Source organism: Bacillus mycoides, from assembly GCF_001757995.1.
In the GTDB taxonomy this organism is placed as follows: Bacteria; Bacillota; Bacilli; order Bacillales; family Bacillaceae_G; genus Bacillus_A; species Bacillus_A mycoides_B.
The window spans coordinates 456,635-475,284 of record NZ_LXLV01000062.1 but is presented as its reverse complement, the minus strand read 5'-3'; the positions used below and the strand labels follow the sequence as shown (position 1 = coordinate 475,284).

General features: G+C 36.5%; 18 protein-coding genes, 1 pseudogene and 1 riboswitch. Of the genes and pseudogenes, 13 read left to right on the top strand and 6 right to left on the bottom strand.

Annotated features, from left to right (window positions below):
* Window positions 1-143: 143 nt before the first annotated feature.
* Complete coding sequence (locus BWGOE10_RS20785) at window positions 144-350, bottom strand: hypothetical protein (protein ID WP_002129020.1); 207 nt, start codon at window positions 348-350, stop codon at window positions 144-146.
* 142 nt (window positions 351-492) lie between these two features.
* Between BWGOE10_RS20785 and BWGOE10_RS20780 the strand changes: the two genes are divergently transcribed.
* A complete protein-coding gene (locus BWGOE10_RS20780) occupies window positions 493-1,731 on the top strand; it encodes a DNA polymerase IV (RefSeq protein ID WP_070144793.1) in 1,239 nt (412 codons plus the stop codon).
* Between the two features lie 294 nt (window positions 1,732-2,025).
* On the opposite strand, the gene BWGOE10_RS20775 is transcribed toward BWGOE10_RS20780, so the two are convergent.
* From BWGOE10_RS20775 to BWGOE10_RS20765, 3 genes are all read right to left on the bottom strand, one after another.
* Complete coding sequence (locus BWGOE10_RS20775; RefSeq protein ID WP_070144792.1) at window positions 2,026-2,727, bottom strand: MgtC/SapB family protein; 702 nt, start codon at window positions 2,725-2,727, stop codon at window positions 2,026-2,028.
* 73 nt (window positions 2,728-2,800) lie between these two features.
* Window positions 2,801-5,506: a magnesium-translocating P-type ATPase gene (mgtA, locus tag BWGOE10_RS20770; protein ID WP_070144791.1), complete on the bottom strand. Its 2,706-nt coding sequence runs from the start codon at window positions 5,504-5,506 to the stop codon at window positions 2,801-2,803.
* Between the two features lie 331 nt (window positions 5,507-5,837).
* A riboswitch (M-box (ykoK) riboswitch) is annotated at window positions 5,838-6,005 on the bottom strand.
* Between the two features lie 198 nt (window positions 6,006-6,203).
* A complete protein-coding gene (locus BWGOE10_RS20765) occupies window positions 6,204-6,455 on the bottom strand; it encodes a DUF3932 family protein (RefSeq protein ID WP_002111702.1) in 252 nt (83 codons plus the stop codon).
* Between the two features lie 189 nt (window positions 6,456-6,644).
* On the opposite strand from BWGOE10_RS20765, the gene rnz reads away from it, so the two are divergent.
* The 5 genes and pseudogenes from rnz to sdaAA all read left to right on the top strand — a co-directional run bounded on the left by rnz (window position 6,645) and on the right by sdaAA (window position 10,012).
* On the top strand, window positions 6,645-7,568 hold the full coding sequence (gene rnz / locus BWGOE10_RS20760; RefSeq protein ID WP_070144790.1) for a ribonuclease Z: 924 nt from the start codon (window positions 6,645-6,647) through the stop codon (window positions 7,566-7,568).
* 363 nt (window positions 7,569-7,931) lie between these two features.
* A pseudogene (locus tag BWGOE10_RS32960) lies at window positions 7,932-8,218 on the top strand (transcriptional regulator); the annotation flags it as partial.
* 45 nt (window positions 8,219-8,263) lie between these two features.
* A complete protein-coding gene (locus BWGOE10_RS32955) occupies window positions 8,264-8,410 on the top strand; it encodes a hypothetical protein (protein WP_171903130.1) in 147 nt (48 codons plus the stop codon).
* A 45-nt stretch (window positions 8,411-8,455) separates the two neighbouring features.
* Window positions 8,456-9,115 carry an L-serine ammonia-lyase, iron-sulfur-dependent subunit beta gene (gene sdaAB / locus BWGOE10_RS20750; protein WP_002145855.1) on the top strand — a complete coding sequence of 220 codons (660 nt, stop codon included), beginning with the start codon at window positions 8,456-8,458 and terminating at the stop codon, window positions 9,113-9,115.
* A gap of 18 nt (window positions 9,116-9,133) precedes the next feature.
* Window positions 9,134-10,012 carry an L-serine ammonia-lyase, iron-sulfur-dependent, subunit alpha gene (sdaAA, locus tag BWGOE10_RS20745; protein WP_002145856.1) on the top strand — a complete coding sequence of 293 codons (879 nt, stop codon included), beginning with the start codon at window positions 9,134-9,136 and terminating at the stop codon, window positions 10,010-10,012.
* 56 nt (window positions 10,013-10,068) lie between these two features.
* Here sdaAA and proI read toward each other — a convergent pair whose 3' ends face one another.
* Window positions 10,069-10,908 (bottom strand): pyrroline-5-carboxylate reductase ProI, encoded by an 840-nt coding sequence (gene proI, locus BWGOE10_RS20740; RefSeq protein WP_070144788.1) that lies wholly within the window; start codon window positions 10,906-10,908, stop codon window positions 10,069-10,071.
* 166 nt (window positions 10,909-11,074) lie between these two features.
* On the opposite strand from proI, the gene BWGOE10_RS20735 reads away from it, so the two are divergent.
* On the top strand, window positions 11,075-12,028 hold the full coding sequence (locus BWGOE10_RS20735; RefSeq protein ID WP_070144787.1) for an MBL fold metallo-hydrolase: 954 nt from the start codon (window positions 11,075-11,077) through the stop codon (window positions 12,026-12,028).
* Window positions 12,029-12,037: 9 nt separating this feature from the next.
* Window positions 12,038-12,832, top strand: coding sequence for an SDR family oxidoreductase (locus BWGOE10_RS20730; protein ID WP_070144786.1), 795 nt, complete (start codon window positions 12,038-12,040; stop codon window positions 12,830-12,832).
* A 30-nt stretch (window positions 12,833-12,862) separates the two neighbouring features.
* Here BWGOE10_RS20730 and BWGOE10_RS20725 read toward each other — a convergent pair whose 3' ends face one another.
* Window positions 12,863-13,048 carry a YqzH family protein gene (locus BWGOE10_RS20725; protein WP_002160569.1) on the bottom strand — a complete coding sequence of 62 codons (186 nt, stop codon included), beginning with the start codon at window positions 13,046-13,048 and terminating at the stop codon, window positions 12,863-12,865.
* Between the two features lie 374 nt (window positions 13,049-13,422).
* Here BWGOE10_RS20725 and argC point away from each other — a divergent pair, with 374 nt between their 5' ends.
* Genes argC through argF form a run of 5 tightly spaced genes read left to right on the top strand, consistent with a single transcriptional unit; the run spans window position 13,423 to window position 18,593 of the window.
* Window positions 13,423-14,460 carry an N-acetyl-gamma-glutamyl-phosphate reductase gene (gene argC / locus BWGOE10_RS20720; RefSeq protein WP_070144785.1) on the top strand — a complete coding sequence of 346 codons (1,038 nt, stop codon included), beginning with the start codon at window positions 13,423-13,425 and terminating at the stop codon, window positions 14,458-14,460.
* Between the two features lie 10 nt (window positions 14,461-14,470).
* Window positions 14,471-15,694 carry a bifunctional glutamate N-acetyltransferase/amino-acid acetyltransferase ArgJ gene (gene argJ / locus BWGOE10_RS20715; RefSeq protein ID WP_070144784.1) on the top strand — a complete coding sequence of 408 codons (1,224 nt, stop codon included), beginning with the start codon at window positions 14,471-14,473 and terminating at the stop codon, window positions 15,692-15,694.
* An 11-nt stretch (window positions 15,695-15,705) separates the two neighbouring features.
* The gene (gene argB / locus BWGOE10_RS20710) at window positions 15,706-16,473 is read left to right on the top strand and encodes an acetylglutamate kinase (protein WP_070144783.1); all 768 of its coding nucleotides are present in this window, start codon (window positions 15,706-15,708) and stop codon (window positions 16,471-16,473) included.
* Window positions 16,470-17,630 carry an acetylornithine transaminase gene (locus BWGOE10_RS20705; RefSeq protein WP_070144782.1) on the top strand — a complete coding sequence of 387 codons (1,161 nt, stop codon included), beginning with the start codon at window positions 16,470-16,472 and terminating at the stop codon, window positions 17,628-17,630. Before argB ends, BWGOE10_RS20705 begins: the two co-directional genes overlap by 4 nt.
* A gap of 12 nt (window positions 17,631-17,642) precedes the next feature.
* Window positions 17,643-18,593: an ornithine carbamoyltransferase gene (argF, locus tag BWGOE10_RS20700; protein WP_070144781.1), complete on the top strand. Its 951-nt coding sequence runs from the start codon at window positions 17,643-17,645 to the stop codon at window positions 18,591-18,593.
* Window positions 18,594-18,650: the final 57 nt, after the last annotated feature.

Here is an 18,650-nt window from a genome sequence, read left to right as displayed (position 1 = left end):
ATTGATCTGAATAAGTTTGAAATTTATCCCCTTTTTTAACCATAATAAAATCCCCTCCAAGTAAAAGTGTAACATCCATGTGTATTCATGGTCTTTTTACACTGTCTACCTTAAGGGGATAATATCAGTTCACACGTCTTTTTTTATTTTGATTCAATTGCTTTCACAAGGCGGATAAGCCAGTATAAGAAGACCCATGGAAGTACATAAGTTGTTGCAAAACGTATGAAATGAGAGAAGATTCCTAAAGCGTAAATGTTAATGTTAAAAAGGGGAAGTAACAAATAATTAATCGCAAGGATTACTATAATAATAATAAATACATAATTGAGTTTATTATGTTGTTTCATAGCGATTCATCTCCTTTACAATAATATCCATTTGGTACGTACAGTATAGCAAAAAATAGATAGAGAAAAGCCAATAATTATTATAACTTATAAAGAAATTTGATATAATGAAGGAACAAACGTTCTTTAAGGGGTGAGTAGTATGCGAGAAATGTATCCGAAAAATGGTCGTGTTATTTTACACGTAGATATGAATTGTTTTTTCGCATCTGTTGAAATTGCTCATGACCCATCATTACAAGGAAAGCCATTAGCGATTGCGGGAAATGAAAAAGAAAGAAAAGGGATTATCGTAACATGTAGTTATGAGGCGAGAGAATATGGAATACGTACGACGATGCCTCTATGGGAAGCGAAGCGATTATGTCCGCAATTAGTTGTGAGGCGTCCTAATTTTACATTATATCGAGAAGCTTCATTTCAAATGTTTCAAATTCTTTCCCGTTTTACAGAAAAAATACAACCGTTTTCTATAGATGAAGGGTATTTAGATATTACAGATTGCTATGCGCTCGGTTCGCCTCTTGAAATAGCGAAGATGATTCAACAAGCGTTATTAACAGAGTTACAACTTCCATGTAGCATTGGGATTGCCCCAAACCTTTTCCTAGCAAAGACTGCTTCAGATATGAAAAAACCTCTTGGTATTACAGTACTTCGAAAACGTGATATTCCAGAAATTATTTGGCCACGATCAGTTGCAGAGATGCATGGAATCGGAGAGAAAACAGCTGAAAAACTAAAAGACATTCATATACATACAATTGAACAGTTAGCAAAAGGAGACGAGCATATCATTCGCGCTAAAATTGGAAAGCACGGTGTTGATTTACAAAAACGTGCAAAAGGTATGGATGACAGGGAAGTTGATCCGAATCAAATGGGACAACATAAAAGCGTTGGGAATTCGATGACTTTCTCAAAGGATATGGACGAAGAAAAAGAATTACTGGATATGTTAGAAAGATTATCGAAATCAGTAAGCAAAAGGCTACAAAAACGAACTCTCGTTAGTTATAACATTCAAATTATGATTAAATACCATGATCGTCGCACAGTAACACGGAGTAAACAATTGAAAAATGCAATTTGGGAAGAACGGGTTATTTTCCAAGCGGCATCACGTTTATGGAAGCAACACTGGGATGGTGATTCTGTTCGTCTGTTAGGTGTTACAGCTACTGAATTAGAGTGGAAGACAGAATCGGTGAAACAGTTAGATTTGTTTTCATTTGAAGAAGATGCGAAAAAAGAACCGCTACTTGCTGTCATTGATCAAATTAATGATAAGTATGGAACGCCACTTTTACAGAGAGGTAGCCAACTACTACGTAAGCAAGAGAAGTCGTTTCAACAAAAGTTAGAAAATAAGTTTATGTAGAAGGTGTCATGAATGTAAAACCTTCTTTTTTTAGATGGAAGAGGGAATCCGGCTATGCGTAGAAGCGGTCAGATCCCTTTTCGGCCCCATGCCAAGTTAAAACAAAAAGATCAAACGAGTATGGATTACTTCAAGTTATTCCTAGCAGTAGCTAATAACTTGAAAATGAAAAATGGATGTATGTAGAAGGTGTCATGAATATAAACCCTTTCTTTTTAGGTGGAAGAGAGCATCCAGTAGTTGCTTATAAGGTGAAACCTAAAAAATGGATTTATACCATGACACTTTTTGTATTTAACCTGCCTCTAAATCTAATGAAGTTTTCCAGCCTGCAGCAGTAACACCAGATTCTAAAAGCATTCTACTTACTATCTTTTCAATTAAGACAGCTGCATTTTTCTTGCAATGTAATGTAGCTTGTATACATACTTTTTGATTAGGATTAACATCTTCACTATACAATTCTTTTAAACCGAGACCTTCTGAACTTACCATGTGCATGAGTAAGAAACGAATATGTGCTTCATTTTCTTCGGAACAAGTAAGAGAAAGGAAGTAGTTTGTTTGTTCAGGTGATTCTTCTTTTGATTTTTTATTCATAAAGAGAGCGATCGGGCGAAGTAGTATATTTGCTAGTAAAACGCCGGCTGCACCTAATATAGCTGCAACGAGAAAACCAGCGCCTGTAAGAGTACCGACAGCAGCAGCGCACCATAAAGTAGCCGCAGTATTTAGTCCTCTAATACTAAAACCGTCACGGATAATAACACCGCCTCCTAAAAAGCCAATACCACTAACAACCTGAGCAGCAATACGTGATGGGCTAGCATCATGATCAAGCATGACGGATAATAAAACAAATATACAGGCACCAAGTGATACGAGAGCATTTGTCCGCAGCCCGGCCATTCGATGTCTCCATTGCCTTTCCATTCCGATGCAAGCACCTACAATAATTGCGATAAATAATCTTAATACAATGTCATACCATACCATCATGGTCACCTCCATACTTATAAGTACGTGTTATTTTTTAGAATAAGTGGGGAGTACCTACTTATTCTCATTTTTATAACCAGCTATGAAACTTTTTAATATAAATTTTTTTCAGGAATTGTGTTAAGAAAGCATAGCCTAATAGTATTCCTACTAACCAAGGGAAGTAGCTAAGTGGTAATGCTTGTAAACCAACGGCTGCTCCAAGTGGTGAGAATGGAATGTAAATTCCGATTGCCATAATACAAGCAGTTAATAAAAGAACTGGTATTGATGCAGTGCTTTGAATGAAAGGAATTTTTTGTGTTCTTATCATGTGAACGATTAAAGTTTGTGTTAACAATCCAACGACAAACCAACCAGATTGGAATAATGATTGTTCGCTAGGTGTATTTGCGCCGAAGACATTCCACATGACTACGTATGTGATAATATCGAATATTGAGCTAATTGGACCTATGCAAATAATGAAGTTCCGTAAGTTTGCAGTATCCCATTTTCTTGGTTTTTCTAAAAACTCTTTATCCATTTTGTCCCATGGAATAGACAGTTGTGAAATATCATAAAGCAAGTTTTGAATTAAAAGGTGAATGGCAAGCATCGGCAAGAAGGGAATGAAAGCACTTGCCACTAACACACTAAATACATTTCCAAAGTTAGAGCTAGCTGTCATTTTAATATATTTTAAAATATTTCCGAACGTAGTACGTCCTTCTAAAATACCGGCTTCTAATATAGTTAAACTTTTTTCAAGTAGAATAATATCGGAAGATTCTTTTGCGATATCAGTTGCAGTATCAACAGATATTCCAACATCAGCTTCACGTAATGCCACGGCATCGTTAATGCCATCTCCCATATAACCTACAGTGTGACCGTTCTCTTTTAATACTTGAATAATTCGAGCTTTTTGCATTGGATTTAGTTTTGCGAACACGGTTGTTTCCTCAGCTAGTTTTGCTAATGCTTTATCAGGTAAAGAATCGATCTCGTAGCCAAGGATAGGCTCACCGATATTTAATCCCACCTCGGTACAAACTTTTTTTGTAACAATTTCATTATCACCAGTTAAAATTTTCACTTGTACACCATGTTTCTGTAATGCTTGAATTGCAGAAGATGCAGATGGCTTAGGCGGATCTAAAAAGCCAATATATCCAGCGAGAATCATATTAGTTTCATCTGTCATCGCGTACTCTTTATTATTTGTTTTTCTATCTTTTTTGTAAGCTACAGCAATAACACGCATACCTTCACCATTCAATGTCTCGCTAAGTTGTTTGACATTTGAGCGCATTTCCTCGGTAAGTGTAACGATTTGTCCATCCATTTCAGTGTAGTTACAAATAGATAACGTTTCTTCTACGGCCCCTTTACAAACCATTGTATGTTCTCCTGAAAGGTCTTTCACGATGACTGACATACGCCGGCGAGCAAAGTCAAATGGAATTTCATCTAGTTTTTGAAAAACTGATGGATTAAACTTCTGATTTTCCTCTGTATGCTTAATAACAGCTTTATCTATTAAATTTTTCAATCCAGTTTGATAGAAGCTATTTAAATATGCAAACTGTAATACACGATCGCATGTATTACCATTAGGATTTAAATGCCGAACAAGTACAACTTTATCTTCTGTCAATGTCCCAGTTTTATCTGTACAAAGAATGTTCATAGCACCCAAGTTTTGTATAGAGTTGAGCTGTTTTACAATGACTTTCTGTTTAGACATGTTAACGGCACCTTTAGCTAAATTAGCAGTTACAATCATTGGTAACATTTCAGGCGTAAGACCAACTGCAATAGCAATAGCGAAGAAGAAAGCCTCTTGCCAATCACCTTTTGTGAATCCATTAATGAGAAGGACGATGGGTGTCATAATAAGCATGAATGTAATTAAGAGCCAGCTTACTTTGTTTACACCTTTATCAAAGCTTGTTTCTACGCGCTTACCGATTACCTTATTTGCTAAAGAGCCGAAATACGTATCGGTACTTGTTGAGACGACAACAGCTTTCGCGCTACCACTTACAATATTCGTACCCATAAAGCAAAGGTTTTCCATATCGAGTGGATTGAAATTTTTTTTCATGTTTTTCGGTAAGCTATGCTTATTTTCTGTATGGTAGCAGTTTGCGTATTTTTCTACAGGAAGTGCTTCCCCGGTTAAAGAAGACTGATTAACAAATAAATCTTTTGCGGATAAAATACGCACATCAGCTGGCACGATATCACCAGCTGAAAGTGAAATGATATCGCCAGGTACAAGTTCTTCAATTGGAATTTCTATTGTATGATTACGCTTTACATTCGTTACGTTTTTTGTTTCGTGTACAAATCCATCTATTCTAAAGACGCTCACGGTTGTTCGAACCATAGCTTTTAACTTATCCGTTGCTTTCTGAGAGCGGAATTCTTGTAAAAAGCGAATCGTCGCACTTAATAGCACCATTACAGATACGACAATCGTTCCTTGTATGTCATCTGTGAAAAAAGAGAGTGCCCCAAGAGCTAATAAAACAAAGATAAATGGATTTTTAAATGCCAGCAAAAATTGAACATACCATGGCGATGTTTTATTATGAGCAATTTCGTTCGGACCGTATAAAGAAAGTCTACGAGCTGCTTCTTGTTTAGAGATTCCATTTTCTGTTGTTTCTAAAAGTTTTAACGTAGAGTTTACATCCTGTGTTGCAACTTCGACTAATAATTTGTTATTTATATTCATGCTATTTTGATCGTAAGCATGTTTTGTTTCTTGTCTTTGTAAATTTAACATTGGTAGTTCCTCCTTTGTCATGAAGGAGGAAACAATCTGTTACTCGACTATTTAAAATTGGGAGGAACAGCTTCTTTCCTACCTACATGATGAAATTTAAGCGTAAAACATATGGGTATCTGGGCCGAATCATCATTTGCCACTGTTCCTCACCTCCGTACAATTTAGTAGTTTCTGAATATGCTATGTTTGTTTCATAGTAAGGTGCATAAAGACGTAAAAAGACCTTTACTCACAACGAGTAAAGGTCTGAATTCACAGTTAAAAGAGTCCACACGAAAGACTGTTAGTAAAACATAGATAAAAACAGTTTTTGTGTATGACAAAATACATGCACCTCTCCCTCGTTGAGTTTTAGCACTGTATAGCATAGGTACTGAAACCAGCTACGTTAAAAAAGGCCTTCATTCCGACCTTTCCTGTTGACCCATTGGCGTCTCTCGACATTTTTGGGCAGCAGCGTTTCTCTATACAGGAGCCTCACCTAACAGAGACCATATTCAATTACATGTTGAATGTTAGCACTGAAATTTTATAGTGTCAATATCTTTTTAATCTGTTTTTTTGAAAATTTAAATAGATTTATGATGGGTATATAGTATGAAATAAGGTGTATTTTTTGTGAATAAGTTGGAAAAATAAAAAAATTAATGAACATAAATAAAAAGCACTGGTTACAGTGCTTTTTTACTTTAGATTACGAGATTGTAGGATTTTCAAAAATAACAATCTCTGAGCTATTTGTTGTTGAAACGCGTTGTGCGTAATATGTTAAAGCTGAAGAAATATATGTTGGTAACGTCTCATTTGTATGTGATGTTGTATATTCATGAATTAATTCTTTTAAAGTCGTCCACTCTAGTTGTGCTGGGTGATCAGAAACGAAAGAACTTACCCAGCGATCAAATGAAGATGAAAAATCAGTTTGTAAACGAAATACTTCTTTCATAATAAAACGCTCCCTTTATATGTGATATAGTTATATTACTACAAAACACGAACGATTGTTAAGTTTTTTATTTTGAACGTTCGTGTTATATAGTTGTCTAGATGATTGGTTATGTAAATTCAATTTGCCATTTGAAATAACATTCCGTAAGATGAAAGATAGATTATATAAAGAGCTGGAGGAAAGAAAGTGGAATTTGTATTTTTAGGAACTGGTGCAGGTGTTCCTTCAAAAGGAAGGAACGTTTCAGCAATTGCCTTACAATTGTTAGAAGAACGAGGACAAACGTGGCTATTTGACTGTGGTGAAGCGACTCAGCATCAAATTTTACATACGTCTGTACGCCCAAGACGCATTGAAAAAATATTTATTACCCATTTACATGGAGATCATATTTTTGGTTTGCCTGGTTTATTAGGGAGCCGTTCTTTTCAAGGAGGAACGACGCCGTTAACAGTGTACGGCCCAAAAGGAATTAAACAATTTATTGAAGTAGCATTATTAGTAAGTACGACACATGTTAAATATCCACTTGAAATCGTTGAGGTTACGGAAGAAGGTATTGTGTTTGAGGATAATGAATTCTGTGTAGAAACAAAAAGGTTATCACACGGAATCGAATGTTTCGGATATCGAATTGTAGAGAAAGATATACAGGGAGCTCTTTTAGTGGATAAGTTACTGGGAATGGGTGTGAAACCTGGTCCAGTTTTTAAACGCTTAAAAGATGGTGAAGTAGTTGAATTAGAGAATGGCACAGTGTTAAATGGAAAAGATTTTATCGGCCCGCCTCAAAAAGGAAGAGTTATTACAATTTTAGGTGATACACGATATTGCGAAGCGAGTAGAGAGCTTGCGCAAGATGCTGATGTACTTGTTCATGAAGCGACTTTTGCGGCAGAAGATGAACAGCAAGCGCATGACTATTTCCATTCAACAACAGAACAAGCTGCACGTATTGCATTAAATGCAAATGTAAAGCGATTAATATTGACTCATATTAGTTCTCGTTATCAAGGAGATACATATAAGGAATTGCTGAAAGAAGCAAGAGAGTTATTTTCTAATACAGAAATCGCGATGGATTTGAAATCATTTCCAGTAGAAAAGTGATATTCAAAAAATGGTAACATATGTTTGCCATTTTTTTTGTTTATAATAAATTTTTTTTTACTAAAACTGTTATCATTTTATATTTATATTGGGTAACACAGAAAGTTGTAATGGTTTAGAGATATAGGATAAAAATATATAATATCGATTATTTAAAAAAACTGTTATATAAGTCGGACGACATACAAGTGATACAAATAGGAAAAACAGACTTTTATTCAGAAATTTTAAAATTCAATAAAAGTAAGCGTTTCATAAAAAACAAGCTATAATGAGGGCACATTATAATTTATAGTAAGTTACAGCGTGCGTTTTAGCCATTTTTCGTAACAAACGAAATTGACCAAAAAGTGAGAGGGCATCATGGAGATTATTAAGGGAACGATATTACTATTATTTGTACTAAGTCTTTTTTCACTCTTTAGTTTTAAAGCGCCAAACGGTATGAAAGCAATGGGAGCTTTAGCAAATGCGGCCGTTGCAAGTTTCTTAGTTGAAGCTTTTCAATTATACGTTGGTGGAGATTTAATTGGTATATCATTTTTAAAAGAGGTTGGACAATCAGCAGGTAGTCTAGGAGGAGTAGCGCATTAGCAATGGGTGTATCACCTGTTTATGCTATGCTTGCAATGGCTTCTGTGTTAAAATTTTGATTGCTACCAGGCTTTATTGCTGGTTATCTTATATCATTTTAAATGAAAGTAACGCTATGTTTCTTATGTATTATGGTATCTGGTATTATTTCAGGATATATTGGTTCACTGCTGTTCAAAAACTATCCAATTCGTACAGCGGAGCAAATTTGTGGTACGGCTGGAAAAGCAACAGATGTGGCAGCTTAATAGAATAGTAGAAAAAATTTTCATAGAGGTTTAGGGGGAGTTATGATGAAGTACCGCTCAGTGTTTGATATTATTGGTCCGGTTATGATTGGTCCATCAAGTTCACATACAGCAGGCGCGGCAAGAATGGGGCAAGTTGCTCGTCAGCTGTTTCGTCATGAGCCAGAGAGAGTTAGCATTTCATTATATGGTTCATTTGCAAAAACATACCGTGGTCACGGTACGGATGTAGCGCTAATCGGTGGAATACTAGGATTTGAAACAGATGATTTACGTATTCCAAGTGCGTTAGATATTGCAAAAGAACGCGGGATTGAAGTGGAATTCATTGAAGAAGATGCAAATGCTCCGCATCCAAATACAGCGAAAATTCGTCTGTATAAAGGTGAAGAGGAAATTGAAGTTGTTGCTTGCTCAATTGGTGGCGGTAAAATTGAAGTTGTAGAATTAAACGGATTCGATCTTCAATTAACAGGCACGAGTCCAGCACTACTTATTGTAAATAACGATCGCTTTGGTGCTATCGCAGCTGTAGCTTCAATTCTTGCTAAGCATGAGATTAACATTAGTACAATGAGTGTTTCTCGTAAGGAAAAAGGAAGAAGAGCGCTTATGGTCATTGAAACAGATGAATTATTAGCAGATGAAGTGATTGAAGAAATAAATGGACAACAAAATATTTGCCAAGTAACTATTATGGATTAATTGCAGGGGGGACACACCATGTTTCGGAACGCAGCGGAACTAGTGGCGCAAGCTAAAGAGCAAAATGTAAAAATCGCAGAAATTATGATTCAATGTGAAATGGATACAAGACGTATTTCACGTGAAGAAGTAATTGCTGGTATGGAAAAGAACTTAGTTGTGATGGAACAAGCAGTAGAACGTGGTATTCGTGGTGTAAAATCACCGACGGGTTTAACTGGCGGAGATGCTGTGAAAGTTCGAGAGTATATGAAGAGCGGAAAAGGCTTATCTGGGGATACAATTTTGGACGCAGTGAGTAAAGCGGTTGCGACAAATGAAGTAAACGCAGCGATGGGAATCATTTGTGCAACACCAACAGCAGGTTCTGCTGGAACAGTGCCAGGTGTACTGTTTGCATTGAAAGAAAAATTACAGCCTACACGTGAAGAAATGATTGAATTTTTATTTACAGCAGGAGCTTTCGGTATGGTTGTTGCGAATAATGCTTGTATTTCCGGCGCTGCAGGAGGTTGCCAAGCTGAAGTAGGTTCAGCAAGTGGAATGGCAGCGGCAGCAGCAGTTGAGATGGCTGGTGGAACACAAGATCAAGCAGCTACAGCGATGGCGATTTCATTAAAGAATATGCTTGGTTTAGTATGTGATCCTGTTGCAGGGCTTGTAGAAGTACCTTGTGTAAAACGTAATGCAGCAGGAGCTGCGAATGCCATGATTTCAGCTGATTTATCACTAGCTGGTGTAACTAGTACAATTCCATGTGATGAAGTCATTGAGGCTATGTTTAGAATTGGACAAACGATGCCAGTAGCACTTCGTGAAACAGCAGAAGGTGGACTTGCAGCAACACCGACAGGTCGTCGTTTGCAAGAAGAGATTTTTGGTAAGAGTAATAACTAAAAGCATATCATATGATTAAAGTAAAAACGGAGCTCAAATAAAGTTGAGCTCCGTTTTTATTTTTCTTTTGCTATTTTTTCTAATGTTTTTCCAAGATCGTGTGATCGTTTCGTTGCTTGTGTAATACATGAGATTAATGCTTGTTGAAAATTATGCTCCTGTAATACTTCAATACCTGCTTCAGTTGTTCCACCAGGAGAAGTAATTTCTTTTCGCAAAATAGAAGGGTGTTTTTCGCTTGCTTTTAGCATTTCAGCAGCACCAATCATCGTCTGAAGAATAAGAGATTTTGCAACATCTTCTTTTAAACCAATTTTTTTTGCTGCCTCTTCCATTGCCTCTACCAGGTAATAAATATAAGCTGGTCCACTTCCGGATAATGCAGTGACAGCATGCATATCTTCTTCTTCTACAACAGAGACGAGACCAATCGTTTCGAATAACGATGTTGCAATGCGAATATGTTCCTCCGTTGTGTGTTCTGAAGGTGAGATAGCGGTAGCGGATTTTAAAATGGCTGCAGATGTATTTGGCATTGCACGAATAATCGGAACGTCTTTTTGAAGTAGGTTTCTAATTGAATGAGTAGAAACACCTGCTAATAACGAAATAATAAGCAAGTCATTATTTATGTATTCTTTAAGAGGAATAATCGCTTCTGCGACATCTTTTGGCTTCATAGCTAGAAAAAGAATATTTGCATCAGCAAGTAATTCCTTTTTATTATGTGTACCTTTGACACCGTATTTTTTATGTAACTCCTGTAATCTTGTCTCGTTAGAACGATTACTTACAGTGACATGTTCTCCCTTTACAACATTTGCGTTTAATAAACCACCAATAATCGCTTCGGCAATAGAGCCTGCACCGAGAAAGGAAATGTTTTGCATAGACATGATGTGCCTCCTTTAAATTTGGTTAGAAATACTTATAAATGTACATACATTCGTTTTTTTATGGAAAACACCTCTTTTTATCTGAAGATAATGACAAATTTATAGGGAAGTTGTAAACTGAAGAGGTATTCATTTTTGAACCGGAAAAAGACAGGGGGGGCTAAGCATGACGGCGATTCATCGAATGGAGATTCCTGTTCCATTTGCAGTTGAGACAGTGAATGTGTTTTTAGTTGAGGGAGAAACATTAACGTTAATTGATACAGGGACAAATACAGAAGAAGCAAAGAAGGCACTAGAAAGTCAATTAGGTACATTAGGGCATAAGATAGAAGATATTGAAACGGTAGTGATTACGCATCACCATGCGGATCATTGCGGACTTTTAAATACATTTTCTGAAAAAGTAAAGATTATCGGACATCCTTGGAATGAACCGTGGATTACACAGAATGCTGAATTTTTAAAGAGGTATCATGAATTTTTTAAAGAGACAGCATTGCAGTTCGGCGTTCCAGCAGCATTTCTGAATGGTGAGGCGCTATTGACGACGAAGACACTTAAATATTCTTGTAATAGATCGTTAACACATACTGTGAGAGAGGGAGATCGTATAGATTCGCTACCTGGATTTACAGTGATTGAAACCCCGGGTCATGCTTCCACTCATATTTCATTATATAGAGAATCTGATGGAATATTAATTGGTGGGGATGCTCTCATTAGTCATATTTCTTCCAATCCAATATTAGAACCACCATATGAAGGGCAAACAGAAAGAGCTCATCCTTTATTGCAGTATAATCAAACGTTAAAACGTTTAAGTGAAATGAATATTTCACGTATTTTATCAGGGCATGGGGAAGATGTTCTGAATGTGAAACAACTTATTGAAACAAGATTACAAAAGCAAGAGACACGTGCTTTTAAAGTGCTTGAACTATTAAAGGAAAAGCCAATGACAGCATTTGAAGTATGTGTAAAACTATTTCCGGTATTATATAAAGAGCAATTGCCACTTACTATCTCAGAAACTGTTGGACAATTAGACTTTTTAGCATATAATCAACAAGTGATGATTGATGAATCTTCACAACAATTGATTTATTATGCAAAGTAGGTGACAGCAATGACGGGACGTTTACAAGAAAAAGTAATCGTCATTACAGGTGCTTCTAGTGGAATTGGAGAGCAAGTTGCAATGCAGGTTGCAGAGCAAGGGGCGACGCCGGTATTAATGGCTCGAACAGAAGAGAAGCTACAAGCATTAGCAGACAAAATTAAAGTAACTTATAATACGCCTTGCTATTACTATGTATTAGATGTAAGTGAAGAAACGAAAGTACAATCTGTTTTTTCAAAGGTATTACAAGAAGTAGGACGTATTGATATATTGGTAAATAATGCGGGGTTTGGTATTTTTAAAACGTTTGAAGATGCGTCAATGGATGAAGTAAAGGATATGTTTCAAGTAAATGTATTTGGATTAGTAGCTTGTACGAAAGCGGTATTACCTTATATGGTAAAAAGGAATGAAGGACAAATTATTAATATTGCTTCATTGGCTGGAAAAATTGCAACTCCGAAGTCGAGTGCTTATGCAGCAACAAAACACGCTGTATTAGGATTTACGAATAGTTTGCGTATGGAGTTATCTAACACAAATGTGTATGTAACAGCAATTAACCCAGGACCGATAGATACGAACTTTTTTGAAATAGCCGATCAATCAGGTACATATGTGAAAAATATGGGACGTTACATGTTAAAACCAACATATGTAGCAGAACAAATCGTAAAGGCGATGCAAACGAAAAAACGTGAAGTAAACTTGCCAAAGTGGATGGGAATGGGACCGAAGCTCTACGCATTATTCCCAGGTTTATTTGAACGTGTTGCAGGCAAATCATTAAGTAAAAAATAGGAGATTTCCATATGGAAATCTCCTATTTTTTTATTTTCCAGTCACATAATCGTAAACGATATCCTCAACTGCCTCGTATACATCAATTTCAGTATTGGAATGAATTATCATTTGAATATGTTTAATTAGCATTTCCTGATCCTCTTTTGAAACAGGATTACATTGATATTGCCGAAAACTTTTTATAATCATTTTCTCAATTAATTTTTCATTCATGTTTTTCCCCGCCTGTATGTATACATGTATTGTTTTATCCCGCATTAACGGGCAGTAAAACTCCCACCTTAAAATTCGGCTGGAGCAAAGAAGTTAGGTGGGAGATCAACTGTCCGTAAAGGCCCGATTGGTTCAACTAATAATCAGTGGGGATGAACAAAACCCCACTGATTATAGTTTCACTTTATTGTACTTGAAGTGAAATGAAAATACTACTATGCACTATTTTTGCATAAAAATCCACTTGTGTATATTGCTTTTATAGTAAGATTAATATTTTGAAGTTTTTAAAAATTATAAATATTTAATTGACTTTATAATTATGCAATATTATAATCATACTTAATTTAAAGAATAGATATGAGGAGGAGCTTATGAAAGTCGCAATTATTGGAGCAACTGGATATGGAGGTATTGAGTTAATTCGGTTATTAGAGCAACATCCATATTTTTCGATAGCATCTCTCCATTCTTTTTCACAAGTTGGTGAATTTATAACAAATGTATACCCGCATTTTCGAAATGTTCTTGTCCATACGTTACAAGAAATTGATGCGGAGAAAATAGAGAAGGAAGCTGAAATTGTATTTTTAGCAACCCCGGCGGGAGTATCGGCAGAGTTAACACCAAAATTATTGGCAGTAGGTTTAAAAGTAATTGACCTATCTGGAGACTTTCGTATGATAGATCCTTCGTCATATGAAATATGGTATAAACGGCCAGCTGCAGAAGCAGAAATCCTTAGGAAAGCAGTATATGGATTAAGTGAATGGAAAAGACCTGAGATTCAAAATGCAAATTTAATTGCAAACCCAGGATGTTTTGCGACAGCCGCATTATTAGCGATAGCGCCGTTAGTACGTAGCGGAATGATTGAAGAAGATTCGATTATCATTGATGCAAAGTCAGGTGTATCTGGAGCGGGCAAAACTCCAACAACAATGACTCATTTTCCAGAGCTATATGATAACCTTCACATTTATAAAGTAAATCAGCACCAGCACGTTCCTGAGATTGAGCAAATGCTTGTAGAGTGGAATGATAAAGCGAAGCCAATCACATTTAGTACACATTTAATACCGATATCAAGAGGAATTATGGTTACGCTCTATGCAAAAGTAAAACGAGAAATCAAAATGCAGCAACTTCAAACGTTGTATGAAGAAACGTATCACAACTCAGCTTTCATTCGAATTCGTTCTCAAGGAGAATTTCCGAGTCCGAAAGAAGTAAGAGGCTCAAATTATTGTGATATTGGGATGGCTTACGATGAAAGAACAGAAAGAATTACAGTAGTTTCTGTTATAGATAATATGATGAAAGGTGCAGCTGGGCAAGCGGTTCAAAATGCAAATTTATTAGCGGGACTAGAAGAAACAACGGGTTTACAGCATATGCCGCTTTATCCATAAGGGGGAAAATATGATTAAAGCATCGTCTCTTACAAAATTAGCAAATGGTTCAATTGTTACGCCGAAAGGCTTTTCGGCAATCGGTACTGCAAATGGTCTGAAAAAGGTGAAAAAGGATGTGGGTGCAATCGTTTGTGAGGTGCCAGCATCATGTGCCGCTGTGTATACAACAAATCAAATACAAGCAGCACCGTTGCAAGTAACGAAGGATAGCATAGCAGCAGAAGGGAAATTACAAGCAATTGTTGTAAATAGCGGCAATGCAAATGCTTGTACGGGGATGAAAGGATTGCAAGATGCTTATGAGATGCGAACGTTAGGAGCGGAACACTTTGGAGTAAAAGAAAAGTACGTCGCAGTCGCTTCAACAGGTGTAATTGGAGTACCTTTACCGATGGATATCATTCGAAAGGGAATCGAATCTCTTGTGCCAACAAAGGAAATAAATGAAGCTCATTCTTTTTGTGAAGCAATTTTAACGACAGACCTTATAACGAAAGAAACTTGCTATGAGATGATAATTGATGGGAAAGAAGTGACCATTGCTGGGGTCGCAAAAGGTTCAGGGATGATCCACCCGAATATGGCAACGATGCTTAGTTTTATTACAACAGACGCCAATATAGAGCATGAAGTATTGCAAACAGTATTATCACAAATTACGAATCATACGTTTAATCAAATTACGGTGGATGGAGATACTTCTACGAATGATATGGTCATCGTTATGGCAAGTGGATTATCAGAAACGAAAACGATGAATATGGAACATAAAGATTGGGAAACTTTCGTATTTACTTTACAGAAGGTATGTGAAGATTTAGCAAAAAAAATTGCACAAGATGGTGAAGGAGCTACGAAGTTAATAGAAGTAAATGTGCTAGGTGCTCGAACGAATGAAGAGGCAAAGAAAATTGCAAAGCAAATAGTCGGTTCAAGTCTTGTGAAAACAGCAATACATGGTGAAGACCCAAATTGGGGGCGAATTATTAGCAGTATTGGACAAAGTGAAGTAGCGATTAATCCAAATATAATTGATATTAATCTTCAATCTATCGCTGTGTTAAAAAATAGTGAACCGCAAATGTTTTCTGAAGAGGAAATGAAAAAGAAATTAAAAGAACATGAAATTATGATTGATGTGTATTTACATTTAGGAGAAGAGACCGGATCAGCTTGGGGCTGTGACTTAAGCTATGAATATGTGAAAATAAACGCTTGTTATCGTACATAAGGAGAGAGAAGATGAGTGATTATATTGTAGTTAAATGCGGCGGTAGCATGTTGAATCAAGTAGATGATGTATTTTTTGATTGTATAAAGAAATTGCAACAGAAGTATAAGGTAGTTATTGTCCATGGTGGTGGTCCAGAAATTGATGCTAAATTAGAAGACTGTAATATCAAAGTAGAAAAAAGAAATGGGTTGCGAGTGACATCGAAAGAAGTTATGGATGTTGTTCAAATGGTGTTATGCGGAAGTATAAATAAAAAGTTTGTCATGAATTTACAAAAACATAATTTGCTTGCGGTAGGACTTGCAGGGTGTGATGGGAATTTACTTCAAGTTCAACCTGTTGGTGAAGAGATAGGATATGTGGGAGAAGTAAGTGATGTAGAAACAGTCTTATTAAAAAGTTTAATAGATATGAAGTATATTCCTGTTATTGCTCCAATTGGGATAAATGATAATGAAGTGTATAACATAAATGCGGATAGCGCTGCAGCTGGGATTGCGGCCGCACTATCCGCAAAAGAGCTCATTTTTATTACGGATGTAGATGGGATATTACATGAAGGAAAATTGGTTAAGAAAACGGATGAATCTGAAATTGTTACTTTTATAGAAAAAGGAGTTATTACAGGTGGGATGATTCCGAAAGTACAGGCGGCACTGACATCATTAAAAATGGGAGTGCAAAAGGTAAGTGTCGTGAATGGTACAAAAGACTTTGCCGAAGTTACCGGAGAGTGTATTGGAACGACGGTCACGAAAGGAGTGAGTATCGTATGACAAGTCATCTTTTTCAAACGTATGGGAGAAGAACTATTGAGTTTGTAAAGGGCAATGGGGCGAAAGTTATTGATAAAAATGGTGAGCAATATTTAGATTTCACTTCTGGTATTGGAGTATGTAACTTAGGACATTGTCATCCTACTGTTGTAAAGGCAGTAGAAATACAACTCGGAAACATATGGCATATATCTAACTTATTTACGAATTCCTTACAAGAAGAGGTTGCATCGTTATTAACAGAAGACACAGCATTAGATTATGTGTTTTTTTGTAATAGCGGGGCGGAGGCAAATGAGGCTGCTTTAAAGCTAGCACGTAAGCATACTGGAAAATCTCTCGTAGTAACTTGTGAGCAATCTTTCCACGGCAGAACATTTGGAACGATGAGCGCAACGGGGCAAGATAAAGTGAAAGAAGGATTTGGTCCATTACTTCCATCTTTTTTACATATCCCTTTTAACGATATAAAAGCATTAGAGGAAGTAATGAATGAAGAAGTGGCGGCGGTAATGGTAGAAGTTATTCAAGGAGAAGGAGGAGTACTATTAGCTGATCCATCTTTTTTGAAGGAAATTGAAAAGCTATGTAATCAGTACAATGCTCTTTTTATTATAGATGAAGTACAAACTGGAATAGGCAGAACAGGAACACGATTCGCTTATGAGCAAATGGGAATAGGTCCTGATATCGTTACCATCGCAAAGGCGCTTGGGAATGGTATTCCAGTTGGAGCGATGATTGGCCGGAAAGAACTAGCTTCTTCTTTTACTGCAGGGTCACACGGTTCAACTTTCGGTGGGAATTATATTGCTATGACTGCAGCGAAAGAAGTATTGCAATTCATTAAGGAACAATCGTTTTTAAAAGAAGTACAGGAAAAGGGCGAGTACGTATTAAAGAAATTGCAAGAAGAATTACGACACGTTGAATGTGTTCAAAGTATTCGTGGTAAGGGACTTATGATTGGAATCGAATGTAAGCATGAGGTTGCAAATTTCATAGAACAATTAGAAAAAGCAGGACTTCTCGTATTACAAGCAGGGCCTAATGTTATAAGACTATTACCACCACTTATTGTAACGAATGAAGAGCTAGAACAGGCAGTATATATGATAAAAAAAGTGGTTTGTACAAAAAATGCATCAATAATATAAGGGGGAAATTTCATGTCAACTGTACAAGTACCGAAATTAAATACGAAAGATCTTTTAACGTTAGAAGAATTGACGCAAGAAGAAATCATTTCTTTAATTGAGTTCGCTATATATTTAAAAAAGAATAAGCAGGAGCCTTTATTGCAAGGGAAAATATTAGGGCTCATTTTTGATAAACATTCAACTCGTACTCGCGTTTCTTTTGAAGCAGGAATGGTGCAACTCGGAGGACATGGAATGTTTTTAAGTGGGAAAGAGATGCAAATTGGAAGAGGAGAGACGGTTTCAGATACTGCGAAAGTATTATCTCATTATATTGATGGGATTATGATACGTACATTCTCACACGCGGATGTGGAAGAGCTTGCGAAAGAATCGAGCATACCTGTTATTAACGGTTTAACTGATGATCATCACCCTTGCCAAGCGTTAGCAGATTTAATGACGATATATGAAGAAGTTCATACGTTTAAAGGAATTAAATTAGCTTACGTAGGTGACGGGAATAATGTATGTCATTCACTATTGTTAGCAAGTGCAAAAGTCGGAATGAATATGACTGTTGCAACTCCCGTAGGGTATGAACTGAATGAAGAAATTGTTAAAAAAGCGTTAGCGATTGCTGATGAAACAGGAGCTGAAATTGAAATTTTGCATAACCCTGAATTAGCGGTAAACGAAGCGGACTTTATTTATACTGACGTTTGGATGAGCATGGGGCAAGAGGGAGAAGAAGAGAAATATACTTTATTTCAACCTTACCAAATCAATAAAGAACTTGTTATGCATGCGAAACAAACATATCGTTTCTTACACTGTTTACCTGCCCATCGTGAGGAAGAAGTAACAGGAGAAATTATAGATGGGCCACAGTCTGTTGTCTTTGAGCAAGCTGGTAATCGATTGCATGCGCAAAAAGCACTATTAGTAAGTTTATTTAAAAATGTAGAAGAGCCTTCCTAAAAGGGAGGTTTTTTTATATTGAAATGTCGGATGTATATTTAGTTAATTATCTCTATA

Excerpts from the sequence above, each read along its gene's own strand:
- BWGOE10_RS20725 (WP_002160569.1), bottom strand. The coding sequence starts at position 13,048 with ATGAATGAAAAATTAATTGAGAAAATGATTATAAAAAGTTTTCGGCAA.
- BWGOE10_RS20780 (WP_070144793.1), top strand. The coding sequence starts at position 493 with ATGCGAGAAATGTATCCGAAAAATGGTCGTGTTATTTTACACGTAGAT.
- BWGOE10_RS32955 (WP_171903130.1), top strand. The coding sequence starts at position 8,264 with ATGAAAGTAACGCTATGTTTCTTATGTATTATGGTATCTGGTATTATT.
- mgtA (WP_070144791.1), bottom strand. The coding sequence starts at position 5,506 with ATGTTAAATTTACAAAGACAAGAAACAAAACATGCTTACGATCAAAAT.
- BWGOE10_RS20730 (WP_070144786.1), top strand. The coding sequence starts at position 12,038 with ATGACGGGACGTTTACAAGAAAAAGTAATCGTCATTACAGGTGCTTCT.
- proI (WP_070144788.1), bottom strand. The coding sequence starts at position 10,908 with ATGTCTATGCAAAACATTTCCTTTCTCGGTGCAGGCTCTATTGCCGAA.
- BWGOE10_RS20705 (WP_070144782.1), top strand. The coding sequence starts at position 16,470 with ATGACAAGTCATCTTTTTCAAACGTATGGGAGAAGAACTATTGAGTTT.
- sdaAB (WP_002145855.1), top strand. The coding sequence starts at position 8,456 with ATGAAGTACCGCTCAGTGTTTGATATTATTGGTCCGGTTATGATTGGT.
- BWGOE10_RS20775 (WP_070144792.1), bottom strand. The coding sequence starts at position 2,727 with ATGGTATGGTATGACATTGTATTAAGATTATTTATCGCAATTATTGTA.
- argF (WP_070144781.1), top strand. The coding sequence starts at position 17,643 with ATGTCAACTGTACAAGTACCGAAATTAAATACGAAAGATCTTTTAACG.
- BWGOE10_RS20735 (WP_070144787.1), top strand. The coding sequence starts at position 11,075 with ATGACGGCGATTCATCGAATGGAGATTCCTGTTCCATTTGCAGTTGAG.
- BWGOE10_RS20765 (WP_002111702.1), bottom strand. The coding sequence starts at position 6,455 with ATGAAAGAAGTATTTCGTTTACAAACTGATTTTTCATCTTCATTTGAT.
- argJ (WP_070144784.1), top strand. The coding sequence starts at position 14,471 with ATGATTAAAGCATCGTCTCTTACAAAATTAGCAAATGGTTCAATTGTT.
- BWGOE10_RS20785 (WP_002129020.1), bottom strand. The coding sequence starts at position 350 with ATGAAACAACATAATAAACTCAATTATGTATTTATTATTATTATAGTA.
- argC (WP_070144785.1), top strand. The coding sequence starts at position 13,423 with ATGAAAGTCGCAATTATTGGAGCAACTGGATATGGAGGTATTGAGTTA.
- sdaAA (WP_002145856.1), top strand. The coding sequence starts at position 9,134 with ATGTTTCGGAACGCAGCGGAACTAGTGGCGCAAGCTAAAGAGCAAAAT.
- argB (WP_070144783.1), top strand. The coding sequence starts at position 15,706 with ATGAGTGATTATATTGTAGTTAAATGCGGCGGTAGCATGTTGAATCAA.